This is a genomic window from bacterium, from assembly GCA_016702305.1.
Taxonomy (GTDB): domain Bacteria; phylum Electryoneota; class RPQS01; order RPQS01; family RPQS01; genus JABWCQ01.
This window is the reverse complement of sequence record JADJEH010000001.1, coordinates 629,726-654,337: the sequence shown is the minus strand read 5'-3', so window position 1 is coordinate 654,337 and position 24,612 is coordinate 629,726. Positions and strand designations below refer to the sequence as shown.

Sequence of the window (24,612 nt, the reverse complement as noted above, 5' to 3'; positions counted from 1 at the left end):
TTGGATTTAACTGTTTTTTTGATGGTTAAGTTTCACCCCGGCCGGCCGAATGCCGGTTGGGCTGCGCAAGTGGGAAATCTTTTCCGAAATAATGTGGTGAACGAAATAGGACACAAGAGATGAGAAACGTATTTATCATTCTGGTTTTGTGCCTTGGCTCGGTTGTGAACAGCCAGGCGCAGCAGCGACAGTCGCAGCAGAGCCCGGAGCAGGCGGAGCTGTGGCGAGTGTACCAGCAGATTACCGATCTGACGGCCACCAACCAGGATGTGCCCGCTGCATTGTATAATCGCTATTTTGAGCTTGACCGCATCGTCAATCCGGACCAGTATGACTCCCGCGACGAGCAGAATCCGCTGGACCAGTTGACGGACCTCTGTCCTGGCGGAACCGTGGCTTGCCCGAATCCTGCGGCACCCTATACGTTTTCGACATCGGGTCAAACGAACACGGCGCAGAACAACTGTAGCTTTCCCAATTGCCGTTGGGGCCGTGACCTGTTCTTCATACTTGAAGTGCCGACTCGCGACAGCATCACGATTACGACGTGCGGTTCGCAGTTTGATACGTATCTGTGTATCTTCACGGGCGCCTGCTGCGGACAGGCTGGATCAACGGCATTTGCTTCCAACGACAACGCACCGGACATCTGCGGCGTGGCGACGACTCTGCAGGCAGGTATCTCGCGGTGTTTTGAACCGGGCACCTATTACGTCTGTTTAGACGGCGCCAGCGTGGCGGCCTTCGGCCACTATCGTATTTCCGTGATTTGCCATGGCAATGCCTGCATCCCGCCGATTACGGAACCCGAGTGCCCGGACGACTACACGCAACACACGGAAGGCGAGTTCGCGGAGGGCTGTGAACTTTACTCGAATACGATCAACTGCGGTCAGGGTTTCTGCGGCCAGATTGATCAGCCGGGTGATTTGGACCTATTCGCGCTGACGATCGAAGACTGTGGGCGCATGGTGTACTTCAACGTTTGGGCCGATGATACCCCGGGGCGCACCGGATTTGAAGGCGGCCTTGATTCTTATCTGCGGATGTGGCCGGTGACCTGTGAAGCGCCGTTGGCGGTTGACAGCGATCACCACGGCGCAGAGGGCGCTCCCGAAGGCACGGACAGCCAAATTCAAATCTACCTTGAACCGGGGACATACTTCTTCGAGGTCACGGGCGAACATGGCACATCCGGTCCGTACGAAGTGTTCGTCGGGTGCTCAAGCTGCGAGCAATAAACGAACGGCATCTTATGCAAAGAACCCCGCTCAGAAGGCGGGGTTCTTTGTGAGAACAGGTTTCGCGGAGCTATTGATCCAGCGTCACAGGCAGCAACGTCTGCACGAACTCCATGCGATTGAAGAAGTTTTTGACGTATGCCAGAATCGCCGCGGGATCATTAAGCATTTCAAGCTTCTGGCCGGCGGTGTCAATGAGACGCAATTGCGAAGCGAAGTGCTTGACAAAGAAAGCGAAGACGTCGTCGCGCTCGGGATAGTAGCTGATCTTATAGTCATCGGGGCCGAGGGCCGCTTCTCGGACTGCGATGGCAATAGCGACGTCCACGCCGCCCAGAGTGTCAACCAAACCGCGCGCCAGCGCCTGAGTTCCGGTCCAAACGCGGCCTTCGGCAATCGTGTCGAGCGCGGCCGCCGAGAGACCGCGGCCCGCGGTGACATCGTCACGGAATTCGGCATAGACCGTGTCCATCAGACTCATGAGAACGCGCTCTTGATCCGGTCCCAGGCCTTCGTCAATTCGGAAGAAGTTCGCCCAGCGGCCGATTGAAATCGTCTCCTCGCGCGCACCGATTTTCTTGTAAAGTTCCTCGGCGCTCGGGAATACGGAGACGACTCCGATGGATCCAGTTATTGTATTCGGCTGGGCCACAATCTTGTCGGCGGCGAGCGAAATATAGTATCCACCCGATGCCGCGACGCCGCCCATGGAAACAATCAAGGGCTTCTGCTCGTTCAGGCGGCGGGCGGCTTCCAGAATCTGTTTCGAAGCGAGCGCCGAACCGCCCGGCGACGTGACCCGCACGACCACCGCTTTCACGTTCTCATCTTCGGCCAATGCGTCGAGCTGCTTGTTGAACTCCTTGACCGTGATATTCTCGTCGTCAAACATGCCCTCGTCATCACCGAATTCAATCGCGCCCTGCGCGTGCAGGACGGCAATTTCGTTCTGCGTGGACTCGACTTTGACCGTGTGCTTGGAGTTTACGTAGCTGCTGGGGGACACGGCATTAAACTCCTCGGCGTCTCCTTGCAGCCGTTTGCGCAGGACCGGCCAGTCTTCGAGGCGATCCACGTAGCCGTTCTTTAAGCAGGTTCCGGCGCTGACAATCAGCTCCTGGCCTTCTTTGAGCTCATGGTCGAGCGCCGCATACGTCAAGCCTGTACGGGCTTCGGCCGTCTCGCGAACGTAGGTTTCGTAGAGATCGGCGAAGAGCGTGACGAGGCTTTCGCGCAGGTCGGTAGACATGCTGTCTTTGGCCAGGTCTTCATAGGCGCCTTTGTATCGGCCGGCATGCAGGACATGGAACTTGATCCCAAGCTTCTCAAACGTACCTTTGACATAGGTGTTTGAATAGGCCATGCCGCCGAAATTGATGCCGCTGAGACGACCCGGCATCAGCAGGATCGTGTCGGCAACGCTCGCGAGATAGTAGTCGCGGTCGGTGGCCACGTCCAGGTGCGCGTAAATTGGCTTATCGGTTTCGCGGAAGCTCAGGAGCGCTTGCCGCAATTCTCGGAGGGAAGCCATGCCGGTGGCCCCGCGCGGTCTGAGGATGACGCCGGAGACGTCCGGGTCGGTTTCCGCCAGTTTGAGGGCCCGCACCATGTCATTTAGCGAGGATCCGCGCCCTCCGCCGAGCGGGCCGAGGTCGGGCTCGCTGTTATAGTCGGCGATTGGCCCCGAGATATTGAACACCAGCCACGAGTTCTCCTGAACGGCTACATTAGAGGCAAGCTTGGCGCTGAAGCCGTTGGACATCGCCCGTGAGATTCCCCACCCGATGAGGAGCATCGTCAAGACGAAGCCTCCCACAAGTATGGTGAGAATCCAGCAACAGGCCTTGTTTGAATTCATGTATCAACTCCTTGTGACCCGCCAAAGTCGGCCGGGCCTTGGTATTCCACGTGAAACTTCTTAATTTACGGACATTGAACGATAATTGTCGTTTGGTTCATCGGTCCGTTCGGCACACGATTTGCCGTTGTATGTGTAGTATTTACAGAAGGGTTACTGTTTGAATCTGGACCGGTTAATCTCGCTTGCCCTCGCGGCCGGGATCGCAATCCTCTATACTGCGATCATTTTCGCGTTTTTCGACGGGACAGATTCGGAGAACCGCCTCCTGTATTTGGCGGCGATAGGCGTTCCCTTGGGCATCGGTTTTTTCGCGGCTCCCCGGGTGGCACTGTATATTTTGGGCGTCTTGGTCTACTCGGTGGACTGGCTGGCTGAGTACTGGCAGCTTCTGCCGCGCGAGGCGACTTGGCTTGTAGACATTTTCGTGGTGCTGTTCGCGGTCCGCTACGGCCTGACCTTTTTCACCGCCAAACACAAGGTTTATACGGTAGAGAAGGTGATCCTCGTTGCGCTGGTGTTTGCGGTGTTGTCCGCGCTGGTGAACGGCGAACGCATGGCGACAACGATGCTGGGGATACGCGTAGGCTTCCGTTATGTCCTGCTGTTCCTCGCAGCAGCCGGTCTCTATCCGGAAGAGAATACGACGGCGCGGTTTGTTCGTTTTCTATTTCTCATCGGCCTTATTCAAACGCCGGTGATTCTGTGGCAGTGGCAGTTCACGAGTTGGGTCTCGGAAGACGAGCTCAACGGCACGTTTGGCCGGAGCCAGACTCCGGGCATCGCGCTCTTCATGCTCACGCTGTGGTGCTATCTGATCGCCCGCATGCTGGAAGAGAAACGGATCCGCCCCATCTATGTTGTGGGCATGCTGTGGATGATCGTGGCGCCGGTGTTGGGTGAAGCGAAGTTCTTCTTCCTATTGCTCCCGATCTTCGTGGCGTTTATGGCCCGCACCGAGTTTTTCCGTCGTCCGGCGCTGGCGATCGGCTTAAGCTTGATCGGCGTCATCATGATCATTGCGGTGGACTATATTATCGTCGAAACAGGATTCTGGCGTGAAGGCCGCAATCCATTGACGTATGTCACGAAGTTAGATGAGGTCTTTCGCACGGAGCTTGACCGTCCCCAGGAAGGCAACTTCGAGCGTTCCTACCGGTTCATGAGTGCCATTGTCCTGGCGACCGATAACGCCCGGACGATCTTTTTCGGAAATGGGCCGGGTTCCGTGACCATGTCTTATGTTGCGCACGAGCACTCCAAGACTTCCGCGTATTACGCTGGCTACGGTTTGACCTCGAGTGCTCCGTCCATACCGTGGATGCTGACAGAGTACGGCTATGTCGGAACGCTGCTGTTGTTATCTATTCTCGCGTTCATCTTCGTGCGGGGTCGCGTGCTGCGAAGCGCGGACACTCCAGATTTGCGCGTCTACGGTCGCATGTTGGAGGGCATGGTCTTTCTCTATGTCGCCTGGCTGTTCTACCAGTCCGCGTGGCAATCGGACTCGATGAATTTCGTCTTTTGGCCGCTGGCCGGAATGTTTGTCAGCCTGAGCTATCGGGTGCAATCGGACCGCCGCTATCAGGCGGCTCTCGACCGCGCGCAAGCTCTCAAAGACTCGCGGGCGAAACCGTTATTCGCACAACCCGGAGCGTAAGACATGTCCACCTGGTTTGACCGTTGGGACGAGCAGATTGCCGCGTGGATGGACAAATGGGGTCTGCGGCTGCTACGCTATTCGTTGGGGGTTGTGTTCATCTGGTTCGGCATTCTGAAGCCGCTGGGCGTTAGCCCCGCAGCCGAGTTGGTCGAGCGCACGGTGTACTGGTTTCCTCCGAACGTATTCATCCCAGTGCTGGGCTGGTGGGAGGTCCTGATCGGCGTTTGTATGCTGTGGCGACCGCTGATTCGGGTTTCGATTCTGCTGCTAATGTTACAGATGCCGGGGACGATGTTGCCGCTGGTCTTGCTTCCGGATGTGTGTTTTACGCACATACCGTGGGGTTTGACGTTAGAGGGGCAGTATATCATCAAGAACCTCGCACTGGTCAGTGCGGCACTGGTGGTCGGCGGAACCGTCCGGCGGGGCGATGACCGCACCCATAAACTATAGACTGGTGGAATGGAGAAAAGGTTGAGCGGCAAAAGCCCTCGTCAGATGACGAGGGCTTTTGCGTAGTGACCCCAGGGAGGATCGAACTCCCATTACGAGAATGAAAATCTCGAGTCCTAACCATTAGACGATGGGGCCGGGAACGTGCGTGGCGACGGCGGTTTAGCAGTCGCCTTGGGGTGGCTGAGGGGACTCGAACCCCCGACCCTTGGAACCACAATCCAATGCTCTAACCAGCTGAGCTACAACCACCACGAAGGGCCGTCGCCAAAGCGACAGCCACAGGAATCTTAACTATATCAATTTGTGACAAAAAAGTCAAGGAGGCGGTCGGGAGTATCGCCGGGTGAAAATAACATAAGGCACTATAAAATAGTGCCTTATGCATCTCAACCGGTTGATTGTTCAGCAGTTGGCGTGGTCCAGCACCTCCCGGATCGAGCTCAGCAGCTCAGTCGGGCGATAGGGTTTTTGGATGAATGCCACTGAGCCGAATTGAATTTTGCGTCGGTCCGCGGCGGCATCGGGCAGGCCGCTGGACAGGATAACCGATAAGTTCTCGCGCATCGAGAGCATGATGGCGACCGCCTCATCCCCACTCATGACCGGCAAGGAGATGTCCATAATGACAAGCTGAATTGAGTCCATGTTATGCTCAAAGACCTCCAGAGCTTCCCGTCCGTCCCGCGCGATCAGGACGGTGTAACCCGCCTGGGCGAGCACTTCCTGACCGATGTCGAGAATAACCGGTTCATCGTCTACAAGCAGGACGGTTTCTTGTCCACCTCGTGCGGGTGCGAGCGACCGTTCCGGTTTACTCGGCAGCAGTCCTTGCTCGGACTTGGGGAGGTAGAACGTGAAGACGGTCCCGCGTCCGATCTCGGAGGCCATTTCAATTTCGCCGCCGAGCGCATAGACGATTTCATGGACGATGGACAGCCCTAAGCCAGTGCCGCGGTTGGCGGCCTTGGTCGTGAAATAGGCGTCAAAAATCCGTTTTTGGATTTGCAGCGGAATGCCGGGCCCGTTGTCCCGCACTGAGATCGCTACACAATCCCGCGCGACCTTACGACCGTCCGGCGCAGGCAGCGGTCGTCCCGGAACGTTCCGCAGAGTCACGACGATCTGCGGTTCGAACTCGAATACGTTCTCGTGTTCGAGTTTCTCCAGCAGGGCGTCAGCGGCATTGACTCCGAGATTCATGAGCACTTGTTCGATCTGACTGGGATCGGCGGCGATGGGCCAGGCGTCCGTGGTGAAGTCCTCGACGATTCTAATGCGGCGTTCGATCGTACGTGCGAGCATCTTGGCCACGGCCGAGCAGATTCCTTGCGGGTCAATCGAACGAATGTCCTCGGCGGACTTGCGGCTGTAGTTCAAGAGCTGTTTGACGAGGACGGAAGCCTGCTCGGCTGCGCGTCCGGCTTCGCGGGCACAGTCGCGCGCGGAACCGGGGTTGGGATGGGTATGCTCGAGCAGTTCAAGGTTGCCAATGATTGCGGTCAACAGGTTGTTGAAATCGTGGGCAATCCCCCCCGCCAGCCTGCCCAGCGCTTCGAGCTTTTGCGCATGGCGGAGCTTGTCCTGCAAGTCACGAATTTCGGTGATGTCATGCAGTTCAATCAGCCTCAACTGTTCTGACAGAATTGTGACACGCCATCGCCACGCCCGCGTCAAGTGCTGCGCTTCAAACGTAAAATCGTCTCCGGGATTACCGCGCACGGTCACGAGGTTCGACCAAACCGCGTCATCGCAGAGCTTACGCAAGCTATCGGCGTGATGATCCCGGAGCAATTCCTGCGCGGCACGTCCCGCCTCGATCTCATTTCCGGTCGCATCTATCAACCACACAGGGCCCGAGATGCCCGCCAGCAAAGCGTCGGCCTGTCCGGACTGCATGGGGCTCTTTGCCGACGACGGGTAGTCCTGGATTTCCACTCCGTAGATCTGTATGCGGCCATCGCTGCGTTTGCAGTAGATCCAGTTCAACAGACAGCCGCGCACCATCATGGATCGTTCAGTGCGATCTTCATAGCCGGTCTGTAGGGCGTTGATAATGTCGGCGTGATCCGCAGGCAGCAATTGCTGTACGTCGGGGATGCCGATGCGCTGCGCTAACTCCTCGACGGCGCCGTTCATATACTGAATCCGCGCATCAGCATCGCAGGCGAGAATCGGGAACGGATTTTCAGTCGGTAGCTGGCTTAAGAGTCGCTGCTCTTGCTCCCAAAGTTTCGTATCGGTGACGTCGAGTCCATAGCCGATCAGATGGTCTACGTTGCCGGCGGAGTCGGTCACCGGGCTGATGACTTTCAAGAAGTAGTGTTCGCGATCCTGTGCATCGCGCGCCCGTTCTTCAAACGTGACTCGATCCACTGTGGCGGTGGCCTGCGCGATGGCATTTGTCCGCAAGCGGGCGGTGTCGCCGACGTGACCGCGATGCGATTGCAAATCAAAGTCGTTACGGCCTTGCACCCAAGTCCGCGTCTTGTCATCTTCGATGCAGGCGCGGTTGGCGTAGCGATAGTTGCCGTCGGCATCGTAGACAGCGATTTGAGCGGGCAGGTTATCCAACAAGCTCTCGAAGAACTGTTTGAGATCAATCATCTCTTCTTCGGCGCGCTGCCGGTCGATCGCCTGCGCTAGATAGTTGGCCACGACATTCAATGGCACCATGGCCAAACTCAGATCCGTCACAGCCCGTTCCGCGGACAGCGCCTGCCGCGTGTCGCCGAGCCAGATGGTGCCGATCTGTTGGTCGCGAACGCGGAGCGGCACGCAGAGAATTTTCTGCAACCCAATACGACGCAGCTCGGCATGCGCGTAATCCGGACGCCGGGCGGCGAACGGATCTGCGACGGGCTCGCCTGTGCGCATGACGGTTCCCGACACACACATGTTTGCGGGCACGCGAAAGCCGAGCGGTAACCCGGTGTGTTCTTCACCAACCAGGATGAGTTCGTCGGTGGCGGAGTCGTAGAGCTCGATTGCCGCGACTTCGAAGCTGAAACGCGAGACGAGGATTTTCGGGAGTTGCGAATAGACCAAGTCCATGGAACGAGCTGACAAGAAGAGCTGCGAGGCAATCGCGGAAGTCTCTTTATCCCTCGCCATGCGGCGTTTGTCGGTCAAGTCACGGACGACCGCCATAATCATGTTGCGGCCACTCACCTCAATGGCCGCGAGCGAGACTTCGCAGTTCAGTTCGGCGCCGTCTTTGCGCAGGTGTACCCATTCGAAGTTTTGCGGATGTCCTTGGCGGGCTCGGGCGATGTACTCGGCGGCCAGTTTGTCGGAGCGCTGGCCGTCTGGCTGATACTTGGGCGAGAACTCGACAGGCGAGTGGCCGATGATGTCATCGTACTCGCAGCCAAAGATCTTGAGCGTCGCGTCATTGCACTCCCGGAACAGGTCATCCATGAGCAGGAAGCTGTCGGCGGAGCGGTCAAAGATTGTGCGATACTTCTCTTCGCTCTCCCGCAGTTGCGACTCAATCTGCGCTTGCCGATTGAGCAGCCGCACGGTTTCAATCTTGCGCGCGGCCAGGTCGGCGAAGATTTCGAGATACTGGAAGACATCGGCCGTCGGGCGCTTACCGTTGACGGGATCGTCACAGTTGATATTTCCGATGACGCGACCCGTGCTCGAGTACATTGGGACGTAGACCAGGTCCATCGGATCCCAGTCATCACCGGGCATGGCCTGACGGCGGCCCGGAACAACGCTATGCGCTCCAATAGCTTCTTGCAGCCGCTCAGCCTTGATGAAGTATGAACGGCTTATTTTGAACTCGTCGAATTGATTCGAGTACATCCGCGCGCGTTCGGACGCCGAGCGGCGGTTGCGCACGAGATCGGCGATGTCTTCGTCGCAAACGCCGCAGTAGGCGGCGTCAACGATTTCGAAATTATCAAACAGGTAAACGACGGCGGAGGCCCAGCCTGCTGCTCCCACGGCATCGGCAACGGTCTGCAGGATGGAGTGAAAGTCGCGGGCCTCTTCAATGGCGACGCCGGCGCGGAGCAGTCGCGCCAGTTTGTCGCGGCTGACTTCAAGCTGTTGGGCATACTCGTCGAGTACATTGAGCGAGTCGAAGCGCTCCTGCTCGTCCGTGATGCGTTGGACTTCGAGGTCTTCAAGCTCGGCCATGCGCTCCCGCAAGAGGCCGAGTTCGGACAGAAGGTCTTCGCGGCAAACTTCGGACACAGTCCCGCCTGTTTCGGGCGTAGGGCCGGGAACAGGGCTGGAAGAGATTGCCGCGTCGTCGTAGTGTGGGGGCTGATTATTCATGCAATGGGGGATTTCAAGTGAGATTCCCGTGACCTGAACCCTCAGTGCAAATCTGGTTCCTCTGGAATGGGGCGGCTGCGGATCGGCCCGAACTGGGGCTATGCCGAGGCGTTTGCGTTATGGAATGCTATAGCAATATGGAGCGATTCGCCTTAAATTGTTGACTATTGCGGTGCGATTCATGCGAAAAAATCTTCTCGTCTGGTCAGGCGGAACTTGCGCTGGGGCAGGAGATAGGCTATATTAACGCGGTTATACGCTGATGCGGACCGCGAGTCCGCGGCGAAGGTGATTGAGAAACTCTGGAGAGATACGATGCTGCCTACGAGATTGTTGTTACTATTGGTTTTCTCTTTGATCAATACGGCGGCATGGGCCACCGTCGGTGGTTCAGGACAGGCGGGTCAGGCGGTTTTGCCGGCTATTCCTAGTCGTTTTGCGGGTCCGCAAGACGTGGTGACAGCCTCTGTTGCGGCCACGGGCCACGATTTGCACGCCATTCAACTGCAGATTGATGTACCGGAGACTGCTACGGAGACCGTGGACTTCGCCGGAGCGTCAATGAGCTGGGTGCATATGAACGGTGAGGCGGTGCGTGAGCTGCCGGGTGCTCCGGAAGTGCCGCGTATTGTCCGCATGATCATGATTGACGGCCAGGGTAATTATCAGTTTAATGTCGGCGATCTGGAGTTTTCGACCTCCACCCTTCCCTACCCGCCCGCACCGCACGTGCCGTTGGCGGAAGGCGCCACCGCTCTGGATGAGACGGTAGCGCTGCGCGCGGAATACTACGAGCACAACGATTGGTATCCGGCCAATGTCGTAGAGGTCTCGGAACCGGCGACCATAAGGGACGTACGGTTTGTGCTTGTGACTATCAATCCGGTTCAGGTAAATCCGGTAACACGCGAGGTTAGAACGTATTCACACGTGGATGTTTCGCTGCAAAACGTGGGCGGCGCAGGCGTCAACGAACTGACTCACGTCCCGGAATATCTGTCACCGAGCTTCAAGGAGTTGTACCGAACGATTCCGAATTTTGAGGGCAGTTCGCTTGACGCCCTGCCCGTGATGCCGGGCCGCCATCTTTATATCTGCGATCCGAACGCGACTGTCGTTGGCCTCGTGCAAACGCTGGTGGATTGGCGCCGTAAACGCGGCTATGACGCTTACATTGCCACGACGACGCAGACCGGGACATCGGCGACCAGCATCCGCACCTATATCCAAAATCAGTTTGACAGCGGCAACGGCGCCCTGGAATACGTGACGTTGGTAGGCGACCCGGATGCCGCGGCACCGCATGCCCTGGCAACGGGGACAGCCCTGGACAATACGTATGCAACGATCGGGGACATCAATCCTGATCCGGTACCGGATATCGCGGTGGGCCGCCTCCCCTCGACCGGCAATTTGAATTTGCAGACGATGATTGAGAACATCATCAGTTATGAATCGGATCCGTATATGGCCGAGACGGATTGGTTTGAGCGGGCATGGTGCGCGGCGCATACGAGCCAGGTGCCGTCCAATCCGTCAACGAAGCAGTATATGCGCCAGTTGATGCTGCAACACGGCGTGCCGACAGTAGATTTCGACGTGTTTGAAGGCGGCATGAGCACGCCGACGCTGGAAGCGCGATTGGAAGCCGGAGTTTGCGTGTTCAATGACCGCATGTCGTGGATTGGCGAGTTCAACTCGGGCCAGTTGGCCGGTGTGGCGGTGAACGAGCAGTGGCCGTTTGCGTGGGTTGTCACCTGCGCTACGGGTACGTTTGGCGGCGGCGCTTCGCTGAATGAGGACTTTGTGCGCGGCGGCCATTCGATCGGCTGCGTTGGCATGTCGGGGGCGGGCACGCATTCGCGATACAATAATATTCTCGACGGCGGCGGCATGCAGACGCTTTTTGCGCTGGACGCACGGGAAACCGGGATTGCATTGATCGGCGCGAAGCTCGAATTGTATCGCAACTATTGGTCGGTCGGCGGCGGCTCGGAACAGGGTGACGTTACGAATTTCGCGGCATGGTGCAACCTGCAGGGCGACCCGGGTGTGCCGGTGTACCTTGATACGCCGCACATCTTGACGGTAGTGCATCCGGCTTCGATTGCCCGCGGCACGAATAATATCGGCATCACGGTGAGCGCGGGCGGAAATCCCGTGGCTAACGCGCTGGTCGGCCTGACGAAAGGTGCGGAGACCTTCGCTCGCGGTTATACGGATGCCAACGGACAGATCAATCTCGCCGTGGGCACGCCGACGACCGGGACCATGAACATCGTGGTGTCGGGAAAAGACCTAAAGGCCTACGTTTCGACCATCAATGTGATAGACGTGGGCGCGTCGTTGTCGTTCAGCAGCATTGCTATTGATGACGACAACGTCAGCGGAACCGTCGGTGACAATAACGATATTTTGAACCCGGGCGAGACGGTTGATCTCAGTATCGTCCTGCAGAACACCGGGACATCCAACACGGTTACAGGCATTACGGGAACGTTGACCAGCTCGTCGCCGGGCGTCACGATCGTTTCCGGGGTTCAGACCTATCCCAACATCGGAGTCGGCGCTACAGCGGCACCGAGCGCGGCCTACCGCATCGGGGTCGGCGCGGTATTCCACCACGAACCGGTTGTGCTGTACTTGAATTTGACTTCGTCGGCGGGAACGCAGTCGGTGCGCGTTGATTTGACGCCCGACGCCGCCAGTGCTGCTTTTTCTGCCAGCGCATTTCCCGACGGTAACAACCGCCTCGATCCGGGTGACTCCGGTAATTTCACGGTCACCCTGTTGAATGACGGATCGCGGGCGCTGAGCAGCGCCGCAGGGATTTTGCGTTCACTGTCGAGCTATGTTGCGGTCAGTGACTCATTAGGCACCTACGGAAACGTCAATGCCGGCGTGACGGCGGCCAACGCGGGCAATCCCTACGTCATAACGGCGGTCAGCCATGCACCCGCGGGCATGCAAGTGCCAATGCAACTGGTGGTCACTGACGCGAACGGTGTTCGCGATTCCGTGACGTTCTTGCAGACGATTGGCCTCGCAGCGCCGACCAGCGCTACCGGGCCGGACGCTTACGGTTACATTGCGTATGAGAATGGCGACTTGCAGCCTGCCGGGGCAGCGCCGCTTTACGATTGGATTGAGATCGCTCCCGGCTTGGGAGGCACGGGCCAGTCGTTGGGCTTCACCGACGGAGGTGAAGATCAGGACGACGTGACGACGCACGTGTTGCCCTTCACGTTCCGCTACTATGGTCAGGACTACGACACGATTACGATCTGCTCCAACGGATGGATTTCGTTCGGCACGACCACGCAGATTGATTACCGAAATTTCCACATGGGATCGCCGCTCGGTCCGCCGAACCAGATCGCGGCTTACTGGGATGACCTGATCGTGTCGGGCGTGGCCAACGGCGGCGTGTACCTCATGGACGATGCAGCCAACGGTCGCGTGATTATCGAGTGGCGGGTGCAGTGTTTGTGGGCCAGTGGCACGGCACCGCAGACGTTCCAGGTGATTCTGTATGATCCATCGGGCTATCCGAGCCCGACGGGCGACGGCAAGATTCTGGTCCAGTATCAGGACGTGAACCCGCACGCCAATTCCATTTCGTTTGACAACGACTTTGCGACGGTGGGCATCCAGAATATCAATCACACGTCCGGACTCGAAATCTGCTACTGGAACGCCTATACACCGGGTTCAACAACCTTGGCGGACGGGCGCGCCATTATGTTCACTACGGATATCACTGGGGCGATTGACCCGACCTTTGCGCTGTTATCGCCCAATGGCGGCGAATTGTGGCTGCAAGATTCCACGGTCTCGATCCTGTGGGCACCGGGCCTCGTGACCGGAAACGTGAACATTGATCTATCGCGCAATGGTGCGGGCGGCCCGTGGAGCTCGTTGGCCGCCAATACGACGAATGACGGTCAATTCACTTGGGTTGTGAACGGCGCATCGTCGGCGGCCTGCCGTATTCGTATCACCTCGGTGAACACGCCGGATTCCACGGACATGAGTCCCGCAGACTTCACGATCGCCTCCGTGGTCATGTTGCTGTCGGAGTCGTTCGAGAGCGGCGCTCCCGGTTGGACAGAAGAGGCGGCAGTGGGCTGGAGCGAGCAATGGCACGTCAGTGTTGAGCAGGCCAGAACCGGAACGCATTCCTACAAGTGCGGCGATACAGGCACCGGCACGTACGCCAATCTACAGGACGCGCGCCTGATTTCGCCCATCCTTACTGCGCTGCCCTCAGACGTTGTGCTCGAATTCTGGCATACGATTGACTCGGAGGTTTCCACGGCCTCTCCGGACTCGGCCTATGACGGCGGTTGGGTGGAGATATCCGTGAATGGCGGTGCCTACACGACGATCACTCCGGCGGAAGGTTACCCCAAGACAACTCGTTGGTTCGCGGGCGGCACGAACCCGTATTCTGGTCCGGTTCCCCTGCAACCGTGCTACGCGGGCACAATCACGAATTGGGCACAGGAGCATTTTGATCTGGCAGCATTTGCAGGCAGCGACGTGCAACTGCGCTGGCGCTTCGGGTCGGATGCCGGAGTCAATCGCGAAGGATGGTATGTGGACGACGTGCAGGCCTATCATATCGGCTCGATCGCTGCGGTGCATGTGCCGACCGGGCTGACCGTGCAGGTGTCTGGCAGCGACGTTATTCTGCGGTGGGACGATGACGATAATTTCGGTTACCGCGTCTATACCAGCATCACCTCCGATCAACCGTTCCCGACGCTGGTGGGTGAGACATTGACGAACAGCTTGACTTTGCCGGGTGCGGCGACCGATCCGCTCCGCTTCTACTATGTGGTAGGCTGGACCGGTCAGTAGTCTTAATTTGGCAACGTACGCAATGGGCCGACATACTGATGATGTCGGCCCATTTTTCTTGTACACAATGGGATTGCATCCTGCCCGATTCGGCGGCTCGGATTGAGGCCGAGTGTCGTGAACGGTTTTGCGGTCTCACAAGTTGCTTTCATATCGTTGTTTAAACGATATTTACGGTGCGAAGTTTGTTTCGCAAAGTGGATACATTTCGTTGCATCGGCGATGAAATTTGATTAACTTATTGGCTACGTGAACCTATGTGTTATCAATCGAAAGAGTGATCCGATGCTACCGAGTTACCGCCTCCGCCTTATCGTCCTGCTGTGCGTCAGCGGAATTCTCTTCAGTATGAGCAGTTTTGCCGCGTCCTCGGGCACTGGTCAGAATGCGCAATTGCTTCCGGCCACGCCGGCGAACTTCTGGGACTATTCTGGTCCGCAGGATGTTCAGCCGATTCCGTTTGAAGTGATAGACCCGGACCCAAGTTCCGTGCATGTGCGGTTGTTTGATCCGATATTGCAATACGAACCCGTCCAACTGGGTGACCGCACGTTTACCGCCGTGAAAGCGGGCGGTGAAGGCACGACCACCAAGCAGGGCGAGCCGAGTATTCCGTGGGCGACGCGCCTGATCATGGTGTCGCGCACAGGTGGCGTGGCCGCGACGGTGACAACGTCATCGTACACGACGATCGAGAATATTGACGTTGCGCCCAAGCAGCCGTATGAAGGCGAGGAGTTGGCTCAGCGACTCGACGGTCTGGGCTACGCAATTCAGTCGGACCTCTACGCCGAAGACGCATGGTATCCACAAGAGATAGCCACAATCACGACGCCGGCGACGCTGCGCGACGTGCGGTTTGTTTCGCTGGCGATGTCGCCGGTTCAATATAATCCGGCGCGGCGCGAGCTGCGCGTGTACGACAATATCGAAGTTGTCATAGAGAACGTAGGTGGTATCGGTGAGAACGAAATTGTCGTGAATCCCGAGTTCATATCGCCGTCATTCAAGAAGCTCTACGAGCGATTCGAGAATTTTGCGGGCAGCGCGCTGGATGCTTTGCCGGTTCTGCCGGGCAAGTACTTGGTGATTTGTCCGAATAATGCCACGAACACACCGGAGGCGCAGCGCCTTGTGGACTGGCATCGTCGCAAAGGTTTGGATGCGTCCTATGTGACGTTGACGACAACGGGTTCCACGGCGCTCGCGGTGCGCAATTACATTTCGTCGCAATACACGGCGTCGAACGGCGCTCTCGAATATGTTTGCATGTTCGGTGATCCGGGCGCGTCAGCGACATTTGCGACACCGTCCGGTGACGGTGGTACGGGTTACGACAACTATCTTGGCGTGTTGAGCCCGTCGGGCGGCGACAACCCGGACCCGGTGCCGGACATTGCTGTGGGTCGCCTGCCGTCTGAATCGGCCACGACCTTGGCCTCCTTGGTGACCAAGACGATCAACTATGAAGCGAATCCGTATCTGACGGATACGGGCTGGTTCACGCGTACGCATTGCACGGCGCACACCCAGTTCATTCAGTCGAATCCCTCGACGAAGGAATACACGCGGCAGATCATGCTGCAGGACGATCAGTCATGCGGTCCCGTTCAGGTATTCAGCGGCGGCATTGGGTCTACCGAGATCAATCCGATTCTGAATGCGCGTTACAGCGTGTTTAACCACCGTATGTCATGGATCGGCGAACTTGATCCAAGCGGATTGGCCAGCGCGCCTGCCGTCGGCGGCAGCGACACGGAAGGCGGACCTCTGCCGTTTGTGTATGCGATGACGTGCGGCACCGGCAGTTTCAACAGCGCCGGCCAGACGTTGTCTGAGGAGTGGACCATTCCGCCGACGCAGACTCCGTCATCGCCGCGTGGTGCGATCGGCTGCGTGGGTTTGTGGGGCTCGGGAACGCACGTTCCCTACAACAATATTGTGGATGCCGGCGCGATGTATGGTATCTATGCTCTTGGCATTCACGAAATGGGTATTATCAATATCGCCGGGAAGCTCGAGCTTTACAAGAACTATCAGTCGTTTGAGCCGGGGCAAGTCACGAGCTTTTGTTACTGGTCGAATCTGATGGGCGATCCGGGCACGGCGATCTGGACACGCGGACCGAAGGGTACGGTTGTGGCCCGCCCGGCGACGATCAATCGCGGCACGAACAACGTTGAGTTGACCGTGACGGATCAGACCACGACTCCTGTCGAGAATGCCTTAGTGTGCCTGCTGAAGGGTAGCGAGACGTTTGTGCGCGGCTACACCGATGCGAATGGCTATATCAATCTTCCAGTGGCGACGCCGACGACGGGCATGCTGCTCGTGACCGTGACGAAGGAAACGCAGTTCCCGTATCGCGATTCGATTTCGGTCCAGAATGCGGCGGCGAATCTGGCGTTTAACACGTTGGGAATAGACGATGACGGCGCGGGCGGCACGATCGGTAACAACGATGACGTGCTGAGTCCCGGCGAGACGATTGACTTGTCCATCAATGTAACGAATACCGGCACTTCAACGACAGTGACTGGCATTTCGGGAACGCTGACTAGCTCTTCTGCGGGGGTGACTGTCGTCAATGCTGTGCAGACGTATGCGAACATTGCGGTGGGTGGGAACGCCAATCCGTCTTCGCCATACAGAATCACGGTGACGTCAGTTTTCAACGGAGAACCAGTGACGTTTTTCTTGAACTTGACGACAAATCAGGGCCTCTTCCCCGTTCGTATTGATTTGACACCAACGGCACCGGATTTGGACGTTAACGACTCGACCTTCACATTTGGCGGTCCGGGAGGAAACCTAAACCCGGGCGAGTCAGGAACATTCACGCCTACTATTATCAATACTGGCGCACGCCCCATGGTCGGTGCCGACGGCATTCTACGTTCGCTTGATCCACGCGTGATGGTCTCAGATTCTGTTGGCATTTTCGGGAATGTTAATAGCGGCGCAAACGGAACGAGCGCGGCCAACACTTTCGCGATTGACGTAAGTAGTGCTATGTTCAATGGCCATCGTGCACCGATGCAGCTTGTTGTCTGGGACGACAATGGATTCCGGGACAGCTCAGATTTCGAATTGAAGGTAGGCTCCTTTTCCTCGACCAGCCCATCGGGCCCGGATGCCTACGGCTACTACGCATTTGATAACACGGAAACGCAGCCTTCCAACGCGCCTTCCATTTATAGCTGGGTGGAAATTGCTCCGTCGCAAGGCGGACCGGGCACGAGCCTGAACATGACCGACATAGCTGAGGACGATGACGATACGCAGACTCGTGTGCTGCCGTTCAACTTCACGTTTTACGGGCAATCGTTTGACACGATAACGATCTGCTCCAACGGTTGGGTCGCATTCGGCAACTATCCGACCATAGACGACTTTCGCAATTACCGCATGGGAACGCCAATTGGACCGCCGAATCAGGTGGCGGCCTACTGGGACGACCTGAAGGTTTCGGGCGCGAGCGAGAACGTCTATGTGTATCACAATGCCGTCGAGCACTACTACGTGATTGAGTGGCGCGCGCGGCAGTTATGGGACAACAATCAGGAGTTCTTCCAGGTCATTTTGTACGATCCGGACTTCTATCCGAGCGTAAGCGGCGACGGCAAGGTGAAGGTGCAGTATCAGACCATCACGTTGAGTGCGAATCAGACGACGAACGACAACGATTACGCATCGGTGGGTATTCAGAATCAGGATCACTCGATCGGTCTGGATTACTACTACTGGAACGCGTACGGTCCGGGTGCGGCGACGGTCGCTGCCGGTCGTTCGATTATGTACACGACGGATGCGAACGGGCAATTGAATCCGTCCTTGACGCTGGCGGGTCCGAACGGCGGCGAGAGCTTCTATTTGGGTCAGCCGCTGAACGTCCTTTGGTCGAGCGCCGCGATTGCGGGCAACGTGAACATTCAGCTAAACCGCAGCTATCCGGGCGGCGCGTGGGAAAACATCTTCCTGAATTCTGCGAACGACGGAGTGCAGTCGTGGACGACGGCGGGCGCGGCCAGCGCAGCGAGTCGGTTCCGCGTGATCAGTGTTTTGAATCCGACGGTCGGCGACACGTCCGACGCTAATTTCTCGCTGCTTGTTCCAACTGTCACGGTTGTCGAACCTAACGGCGGTGAAGTCTGGGCGCCGGGCTCGCTGCAGGAGATAAGTTGGACTTCGCAGGGTCTTGGCGTGGCGCGAGTCGAACTCAATCGCAGTTATCCTGGTGGCGCGTGGGAACTGCTGTCCGCCTCGGCGGCAGACGTTCTGGGTTGGACTGTGACGGGCCCGGTAACGGCTTCAGCGCGCGTGCGCGTCAGCGGCGTGGCCTATGCAGGTGCGACCGACGTATCAAATGCCAACTTCACAATTGGATCACCGCCGGCGATTACGCATAAGCAGAAGAGCGATCAGGCACCGGGTGCAGCGACGTTCATCGCGCTCATGAGTGATGATGCGCCATTGACCAATACGTTCCGCGCCTATTTTAGAATCGTCGGAAATGCTCTGTATGACTCAGCGACATTCTCGCCGACCGGGAATCCCAGTGAATTCTCCGCGACTGCGCCTGGACTTCTGGCCGGTCACTATGAGTACTATCTGCGAACCGTGGATACCGAAGGGCTGAGTGACCGACTTCCGGATGCAGGCCACCTGTTGTTCCAGGTAGGTGACATTTGCGTGCCGTGGCTGCAGTATGACGACGGCACGGCGGAAAATTACAACTGGGCGGACGGCCCTGACTTTGAGTGGGCCGTGCGATTTGATCCGGGCTCGTACCCCTACAGCTTGTGCGCGGCGCAGTTCGCTATCAGCCCGACGCAGCCGACCGAATACAAGGCGCCGGTGATTGTCACGGTTTATCTGGCTGACGGCCCGAGTGGAACGCCGGGAACGGTTGTGGTTCGAGACACCACGGGTGCGATCAACGGCATCGGAGGCCTGCCGACGGGTCCGGCGTGGACCGACGCGAAATTCGACAATGTTTCGATTAGCGGACCGTTCTACGTCAGCGTCGAAAATGTCGAACCACGTGATTGCCCGGCCGCTTTTGGATTGGACACAAGTTCGCCGAACGGCAACTCGTACTACTACGACGCGTGTGACCTTGCATGGTATGCCGAAAGTTCGGGCCTGCCGAATGCGCGGAGCGGTGACCGCATGATTCGTGTCAGCGGATTCAACTATCAGGCGCCGATCATCACGATTCAGCCGAGTGGCTTGGATGTGATTTTGCGCTGGGCTTCGACGGGCGCGCCCTATTACAAGGTGTACTCTTCGACGGCCACGGGCGGCCCGTTCAACACGTTCATCGGTTCGACGTCAGGTCTTTCGTACACGCATACCGGCGTGGTCGGCACGACGCCGCAGAACTATTACATCGTGGTTTCGTCGGCGACGCCGTAACGCGACTCAAGACGCAAAATAACAGGCGCGGCGCACTCGAATGTGAGTGCGCCGCGCTTTGTTTTGCAAATGGAAACAGCCGTTGACGAATCAACGGCTGTTTGGTTGTAGCGGGGGTAGGATTCGAACCTACGACCTTTGGGTTATGAGCCCAACGAGCTACCAGGCTGCTCCATCCCGCAATAAGGCCTTGAATATAGGGTTCTAGGCCGGATTGTCAAGGCAGGGCTTGAAACGGGTTCTTAGTCTTCGTGCCTGGGTATTTTGAGTAAGCAACTCTCGACACGGCGGGGCGTTGCACCGACAATTCGAATTACAACTCCTTCAAGATCAAGCTCTTCACCGGGTTTTCCGATGTGACCAAGTTCTTCGGACAGAAGACCGGATAGGGTTGCGTAATCTCCGTCGGGCGGGCGCCAACCGGTCGCCTCTGCGATATCCGAGAGGTCGGCGAGGCAGAAACAAGGAAAGTGCCCTGTGATAACCTCTTGATAGCCCCGCATGTGCGCCCTCGGCAACTTCCCGCAGCGGTCCGACGAGTTCCCGAAAGATGTCCTTCAACGTGACGATTCCATCCACCCCGCCATGCTCATCTACGACCATTGCGGCAGGCAGCCGCTGTGTTTTGAATTGCTCGAGGAGCTCGATCAGGAGTTTGGACTCGGGGACGAAATGCGCCGGGCGGAGAATCTCCTCCAACGTCCTGTGCGGTTCGAGCAGGTCACGCGAGTGTATGAAGCCGATGATATTGTCGAGGTTCCCTTTGAATACTGGGAATACGCTGTGGCGGCTGTCCTGCACGGCCTCGACGACGTCGTTGATCGTGGCATCAGCGGGCAACGCAATGAGCGCCAGCCGCGGCGTCATCACATCGCGGGCACGCACCTCGCGGGCGTGCAAATAGCGGTCGAGAATCTCGGATTCCTTGTCCGTGACGGTGCCCTCGGCGCTGGCGCGCGCGAGCACGGTGTCAATTTCACGCCGGAACAAGATGTCATAGGCATGGGTATGGTCTGTCTCCGGAACACCCCGCTTCAGGAGTTTCTCGAGTGGCGCGACGATCGCACGAAACGGCAGGAACAGCCAATAGAATAGATACAGCGGCAGCGAGAGAAAACGGACGAGCGGGTTAGCGTACGCCAGGCCGATTGTTTTGGGAACAACTTCGCCGATCAGCAACACGACCAACGGAGAGACAATCATGATCCACGCTTCATCAACACCCTGGGTTTCAGCCCAGATGACCACCAGTGACGAATAGGCGACCATGACCAGATTGTTGCCCACCAGCACCGTGAACAGATAGCGCTCGGGTACAGACGACAGGAAATCGGCGAATTTCGTTCCGAAGCGGCCGGCCTTTTTCCAACTGCCAATGATGATTGCGTCAAAGGTCGTGAACGCGATCTCCATGGCCGAGTAGTAGGCACTGAGCAACAGCGCCGCAATGATGAGCGTCAGGAGGTCCATTCACCCTCGATAAAACCGGCCAAATCTCGCCCGCTGACCGATCACGCAGGGCGACGCAGAACGCCCGGCCTGCGCTCGGCGCAGTTTCACCAGCAGACGGGCATCGCCCTCGGATGACGCCTGCTCGACATGGGCGAAGGAAGACGCCGCCAGTTGGTAGACAACCGACTGCAACCGAAACGGCGTCAACGGCGACGATGACTCCGTTTTGCGCTGAACGCGCACTGCATTACCGATCGCCAGCGCACCGCACTCACCATAGGCCCGTACCAGGCCGCCGGTGCCAAGTTTGGTGCCGCCGAACCAACGAGCGACGATAACCGCGATGTTCTGTAAGTTTTGCTTGCGAATTTCGTGAAGAATGGGCAACCTGGCCGTGCCCCTTGGGCCTGCCGTCGTCACTCACACGCTCGCGCAATTCATGGTCTTTGCGAATCACATGGGCCCAACAGTGATGCGTGGCGTCGAATTCCGTCTTTTTCAATTCCATTAACCTACTTTCCAGCTCGGACTCGTCCGCCACATGGAACGCGATGGCAGAAAAGCGGGAGCCCAGCACCCGCGTGTGCGCAGTGCCGGGCCCCGAGAGCGTCCAGTAGTCGTCTGATAGGTACGACTCGATCATTTGCTCCGATGCATGAGAGTGGCTTGAGCCGCCGCGAGGCGCGCGATCGGCACGCGGAACGGGCTGCACGAGACGTAATCCAAGCCGGCCTTGTCGAAGAAGATCACCGACGACGGCTCGCCGCCATGTTCTCCGCAAATGCCGACCTTCAGGTTCGGCTTGGTCTGGCGACCCCGCGTGGTGCCCATTTCGACTAACTGACCGACCCCGGTTTGATCGAGCGCTTCAAACGGATCGGCTTGCAGCAACTGCGAAGCAACATAGAACGGCAGGAAGCGGCCCGAGTCGTCGCGCGTGACAGGCCCATGCAGGTCTGCGTAAGGTCGTTGGTACCGAAGCTGAAGAACTCAGCCTGCTGCGCGATTTGGTCGGCGCATAGCGCGGCGCGCGGCAATTCGATCATCGTGCCGACGAGGTAGTTCACCGACACACCGGCGGCCTTAAAGACTTCATCAGCGACGCGGCGAATCAGATCGCCTTGCGATTTTAACTCGCCCGGAGTCATGACAAGCGGCACCATGACTTCAGGATGTACGTCAATGCCTTCCTTCTTCACGTTCACGGCGGCGGTGAAAATAGCGCGCGCCTGCATTTCGGTGATTTCGGGATAGACCACGCCGAGTCGGCAGCCGCGGTGGCCGAGCATCGGGTTCATCCTGTGGAGATCGTTGACCTTGGCTTTGATTTGCTCGGGTTTCACGCCGATCTTCTTGGAGAGGTCAAGCACCGCTTCATCGGTCTGCGGCAGGAACTCATGCAGCGGCGGATCGAGGAGGCGAATCGTCACGGGCAAGCCGTTCATGACGCGGAAGATTCCCGTGAAGTCATCGCGCTGGTAGGGTTCAAGCTTGGCGAGTGCTTTCTTGCGGCCTTCGAGATCATTGGCCAGAATCATCTCGCGGACGGCATCAATGCGATCACCCTCGAAGAACATATGCTCGGTGCGGGTGAGGCCGATACCTTCGGCGCCGAACGCGATGGCGTTGCGGCACTGGTCGGGCTGGTCGGCGTTGGTGCGCACCTTCATGCGGCGCAGACCATCGGCCCAGCTCATCAGCTTGGCGTAGAGTTGATAGGTTGGCGCTTCTTTCGGATCAAGCGTCTTTTCGAGCAGCACTTGAATCACTTCGGACGGCTTGGTCGGTATGTTACCTTTATAGACTTCACCGGTTGAACCATTCAACCAAATCCAATCGCCTTCCTTGACAGTGATCTTTCCTGCGACGAATTCGCCCTTGGTGTAGTCAATGTGAATGGACTCGCAGCCCGCGACGCAAACCTTGCCCATTTGGCGCGCGACGAGCGCCGCGTGCGATGTCATGCCGCCGCGCTGCGTCAGGATGCCCTGCGCCGCGTCCATGCCGCGAATATCCTCGGGGCTTGTTTCGACACGCGCGAGAATCACCTGCTCACCTTTGGCGGCCCACGCTTCAGCGTCGCTCGCGTGGAACACCACGCGCCCTGTCGCGGCACCCGACCGGCGTTCAAACCGCGCGCGACCGGGACTTCGGACTTGATCTTGGCGGCATCAAACACCGGACGCAGCAACTGATTCAGGGCATTGGGGTCTACGCGGAGCACAGCGTCTTCGGGCTTGATCAAGCCTTCGTCCACCATTTCCACGGCGATCCGCACGGCCGCCATACCGGTGCGCTTGCCGACGCGGCATTGCAGCATCCACAATTTCTTATCTTGAATCGTGAACTCGATGTCATTCATGTCCTTGTAATGACGCTCGAGCGTGTCGGAGATCTGCAGAAGCTGTTTGTAGGCGTCAGGCATGGCTTCTTCAAGCGACGGATATTTGCCCGAGCGGTCGGCTTCGCTAATCTGATGATTTTGCGCCCAAGTCTTGGACGCCTTGACGGCGACCTGCTGCGGTGTGCGCGTGCCTGCCACAACATCTTCGCCCTGCGCGTTGACGAGGAACTCGCCGTAGAAGACCGTTTCACCGGTCGCCGGATCGCGCGTGAACGCCACACCGGTTGCACAGTCGCTGCCGAGGTTTCCGAAGACCATGGCCTGCACGTTGACCGCGGTGCCCCAGCTTTCGGGGATCCGATTGAGACGGCGATAGACGTTGGCGCGTTCATTCATCCAAGAATTGAACACGGCGCCGACAGCGCCCCACAACTGCTCTTGCGGATCGTCCGGGAAAGCGATGCCTTTGCGCTCCTTGATAATCGCCTTAAACTCGGCGACGAGCTCTTTCAACTGTGCGGCGTTCAGTTCAGAATCGTATTTAACACCGGCTTTGTGCTTCTTCGCTTCCAGAAGCACTTCAAACGGATCGTGATCTTCCTTGGTCTGCGGCTTGAGATCAAGCACAACGTCGCCGTACATGGCGACGAACCGGCGGTAGGAGTCGTAAGCGAAGCGTTCATCGCCCGAGCGGGCGATCAGACCTTTTACGGTCGTATCGTTGAGGCCCAAGTTGAGAATGGTATCCATCATGCCGGGCATCGAGGCGCGCGCGCCCGAGCGTACCGAGACGAGCAGCGGATTCTGGCTGTCGCCGAATTTCGCACCAGTGAGCTTCTCGATGTAGGCGATACCGTCGGCAACTTGCTTCTTCAGCTCCGACGGATAGTTGCGATTATTCGCATAGTAATACGTGCAGATCTCGGTCGAGATTGTGAAGCCCGGAGGAACGGGCAGACCGAGATGATTCATTTCGGCGAGATTCGCGCCTTTTCCGCCCAACAGGTCCTTCATGTCGGCGCGGCCTTCG

General features: G+C 57.9%; 10 protein-coding genes, 3 tRNA genes and 1 pseudogene. 5 read left to right on the top strand and 9 right to left on the bottom strand.

The features are described 5' to 3' along the window. The first annotated feature begins 119 nt into the window (after positions 1-119). Positions 120-1,241, top strand: coding sequence for a hypothetical protein (locus IPH10_02665; protein MBK6909825.1), 1,122 nt, complete (start codon positions 120-122; stop codon positions 1,239-1,241). Between the two features lie 70 nt (positions 1,242-1,311). Here IPH10_02665 and sppA read toward each other — a convergent pair whose 3' ends face one another. Next, positions 1,312-3,099 carry a signal peptide peptidase SppA gene (gene sppA, locus IPH10_02660; GenBank protein MBK6909824.1) on the bottom strand — a complete coding sequence of 596 codons (1,788 nt, stop codon included), beginning with the start codon at positions 3,097-3,099 and terminating at the stop codon, positions 1,312-1,314. Positions 3,100-3,259: 160 nt separating this feature from the next. Between sppA and IPH10_02655 the strand changes: the two genes are divergently transcribed. After that, entirely contained in the window at positions 3,260-4,759 is a 1,500-nt protein-coding gene (locus IPH10_02655; protein MBK6909823.1) for a hypothetical protein, read from the top strand. A gap of 3 nt (positions 4,760-4,762) precedes the next feature. Then, a complete protein-coding gene (locus IPH10_02650; protein MBK6909822.1) occupies positions 4,763-5,215 on the top strand; it encodes a hypothetical protein in 453 nt (150 codons plus the stop codon). Between the two features lie 66 nt (positions 5,216-5,281). Here the strand turns inward: IPH10_02650 and IPH10_02645 are convergent. From IPH10_02645 to IPH10_02635, 3 genes are all read right to left on the bottom strand, one after another. Next, positions 5,282-5,353, bottom strand: a tRNA-Glu gene (locus tag IPH10_02645). A gap of 37 nt (positions 5,354-5,390) precedes the next feature. Further along, a tRNA-His gene (locus tag IPH10_02640) sits at positions 5,391-5,467 on the bottom strand. Between the two features lie 153 nt (positions 5,468-5,620). After that, on the bottom strand, positions 5,621-9,421 hold the full coding sequence (locus tag IPH10_02635; GenBank protein ID MBK6909821.1) for a PAS domain S-box protein: 3,801 nt from the start codon (positions 9,419-9,421) through the stop codon (positions 5,621-5,623). Positions 9,422-9,820: 399 nt separating this feature from the next. Between IPH10_02635 and IPH10_02630 the strand changes: the two genes are divergently transcribed. Both IPH10_02630 and IPH10_02625 read left to right on the top strand, forming a co-directional pair. After that, positions 9,821-14,368 carry an immune inhibitor A gene (locus tag IPH10_02630; GenBank protein ID MBK6909820.1) on the top strand — a complete coding sequence of 1,516 codons (4,548 nt, stop codon included), beginning with the start codon at positions 9,821-9,823 and terminating at the stop codon, positions 14,366-14,368. Between the two features lie 285 nt (positions 14,369-14,653). Then, positions 14,654-19,786, top strand: coding sequence for a hypothetical protein (locus tag IPH10_02625; protein ID MBK6909819.1), 5,133 nt, complete (start codon positions 14,654-14,656; stop codon positions 19,784-19,786). A 108-nt stretch (positions 19,787-19,894) separates the two neighbouring features. On the opposite strand, the gene IPH10_02620 is transcribed toward IPH10_02625, so the two are convergent. From IPH10_02620 to IPH10_02600, 5 genes and pseudogenes are all read right to left on the bottom strand, one after another. Beyond that, positions 19,895-19,968, bottom strand: a tRNA-Met gene (locus tag IPH10_02620). Positions 19,969-20,125: 157 nt separating this feature from the next. Continuing rightward, positions 20,126-21,256, bottom strand: a complete 1,131-nt coding sequence (locus tag IPH10_02615) for an HlyC/CorC family transporter (protein MBK6909818.1) — start codon at positions 21,254-21,256, stop codon at positions 20,126-20,128. Then, on the bottom strand, positions 21,257-21,625 hold the full coding sequence (locus tag IPH10_02610; protein MBK6909817.1) for a YigZ family protein: 369 nt from the start codon (positions 21,623-21,625) through the stop codon (positions 21,257-21,259). After that, positions 21,510-21,881, bottom strand: a complete 372-nt coding sequence (locus IPH10_02605) for a YigZ family protein (protein ID MBK6909816.1) — start codon at positions 21,879-21,881, stop codon at positions 21,510-21,512. Before IPH10_02605 ends, IPH10_02610 begins: the two co-directional genes overlap by 116 nt. Beyond that, positions 21,878-24,596, bottom strand: a pseudogene (locus IPH10_02600) (pyruvate, phosphate dikinase). Before IPH10_02600 ends, IPH10_02605 begins: the two are co-directional and overlap by 4 nt. Positions 24,597-24,612: the final 16 nt, after the last annotated feature.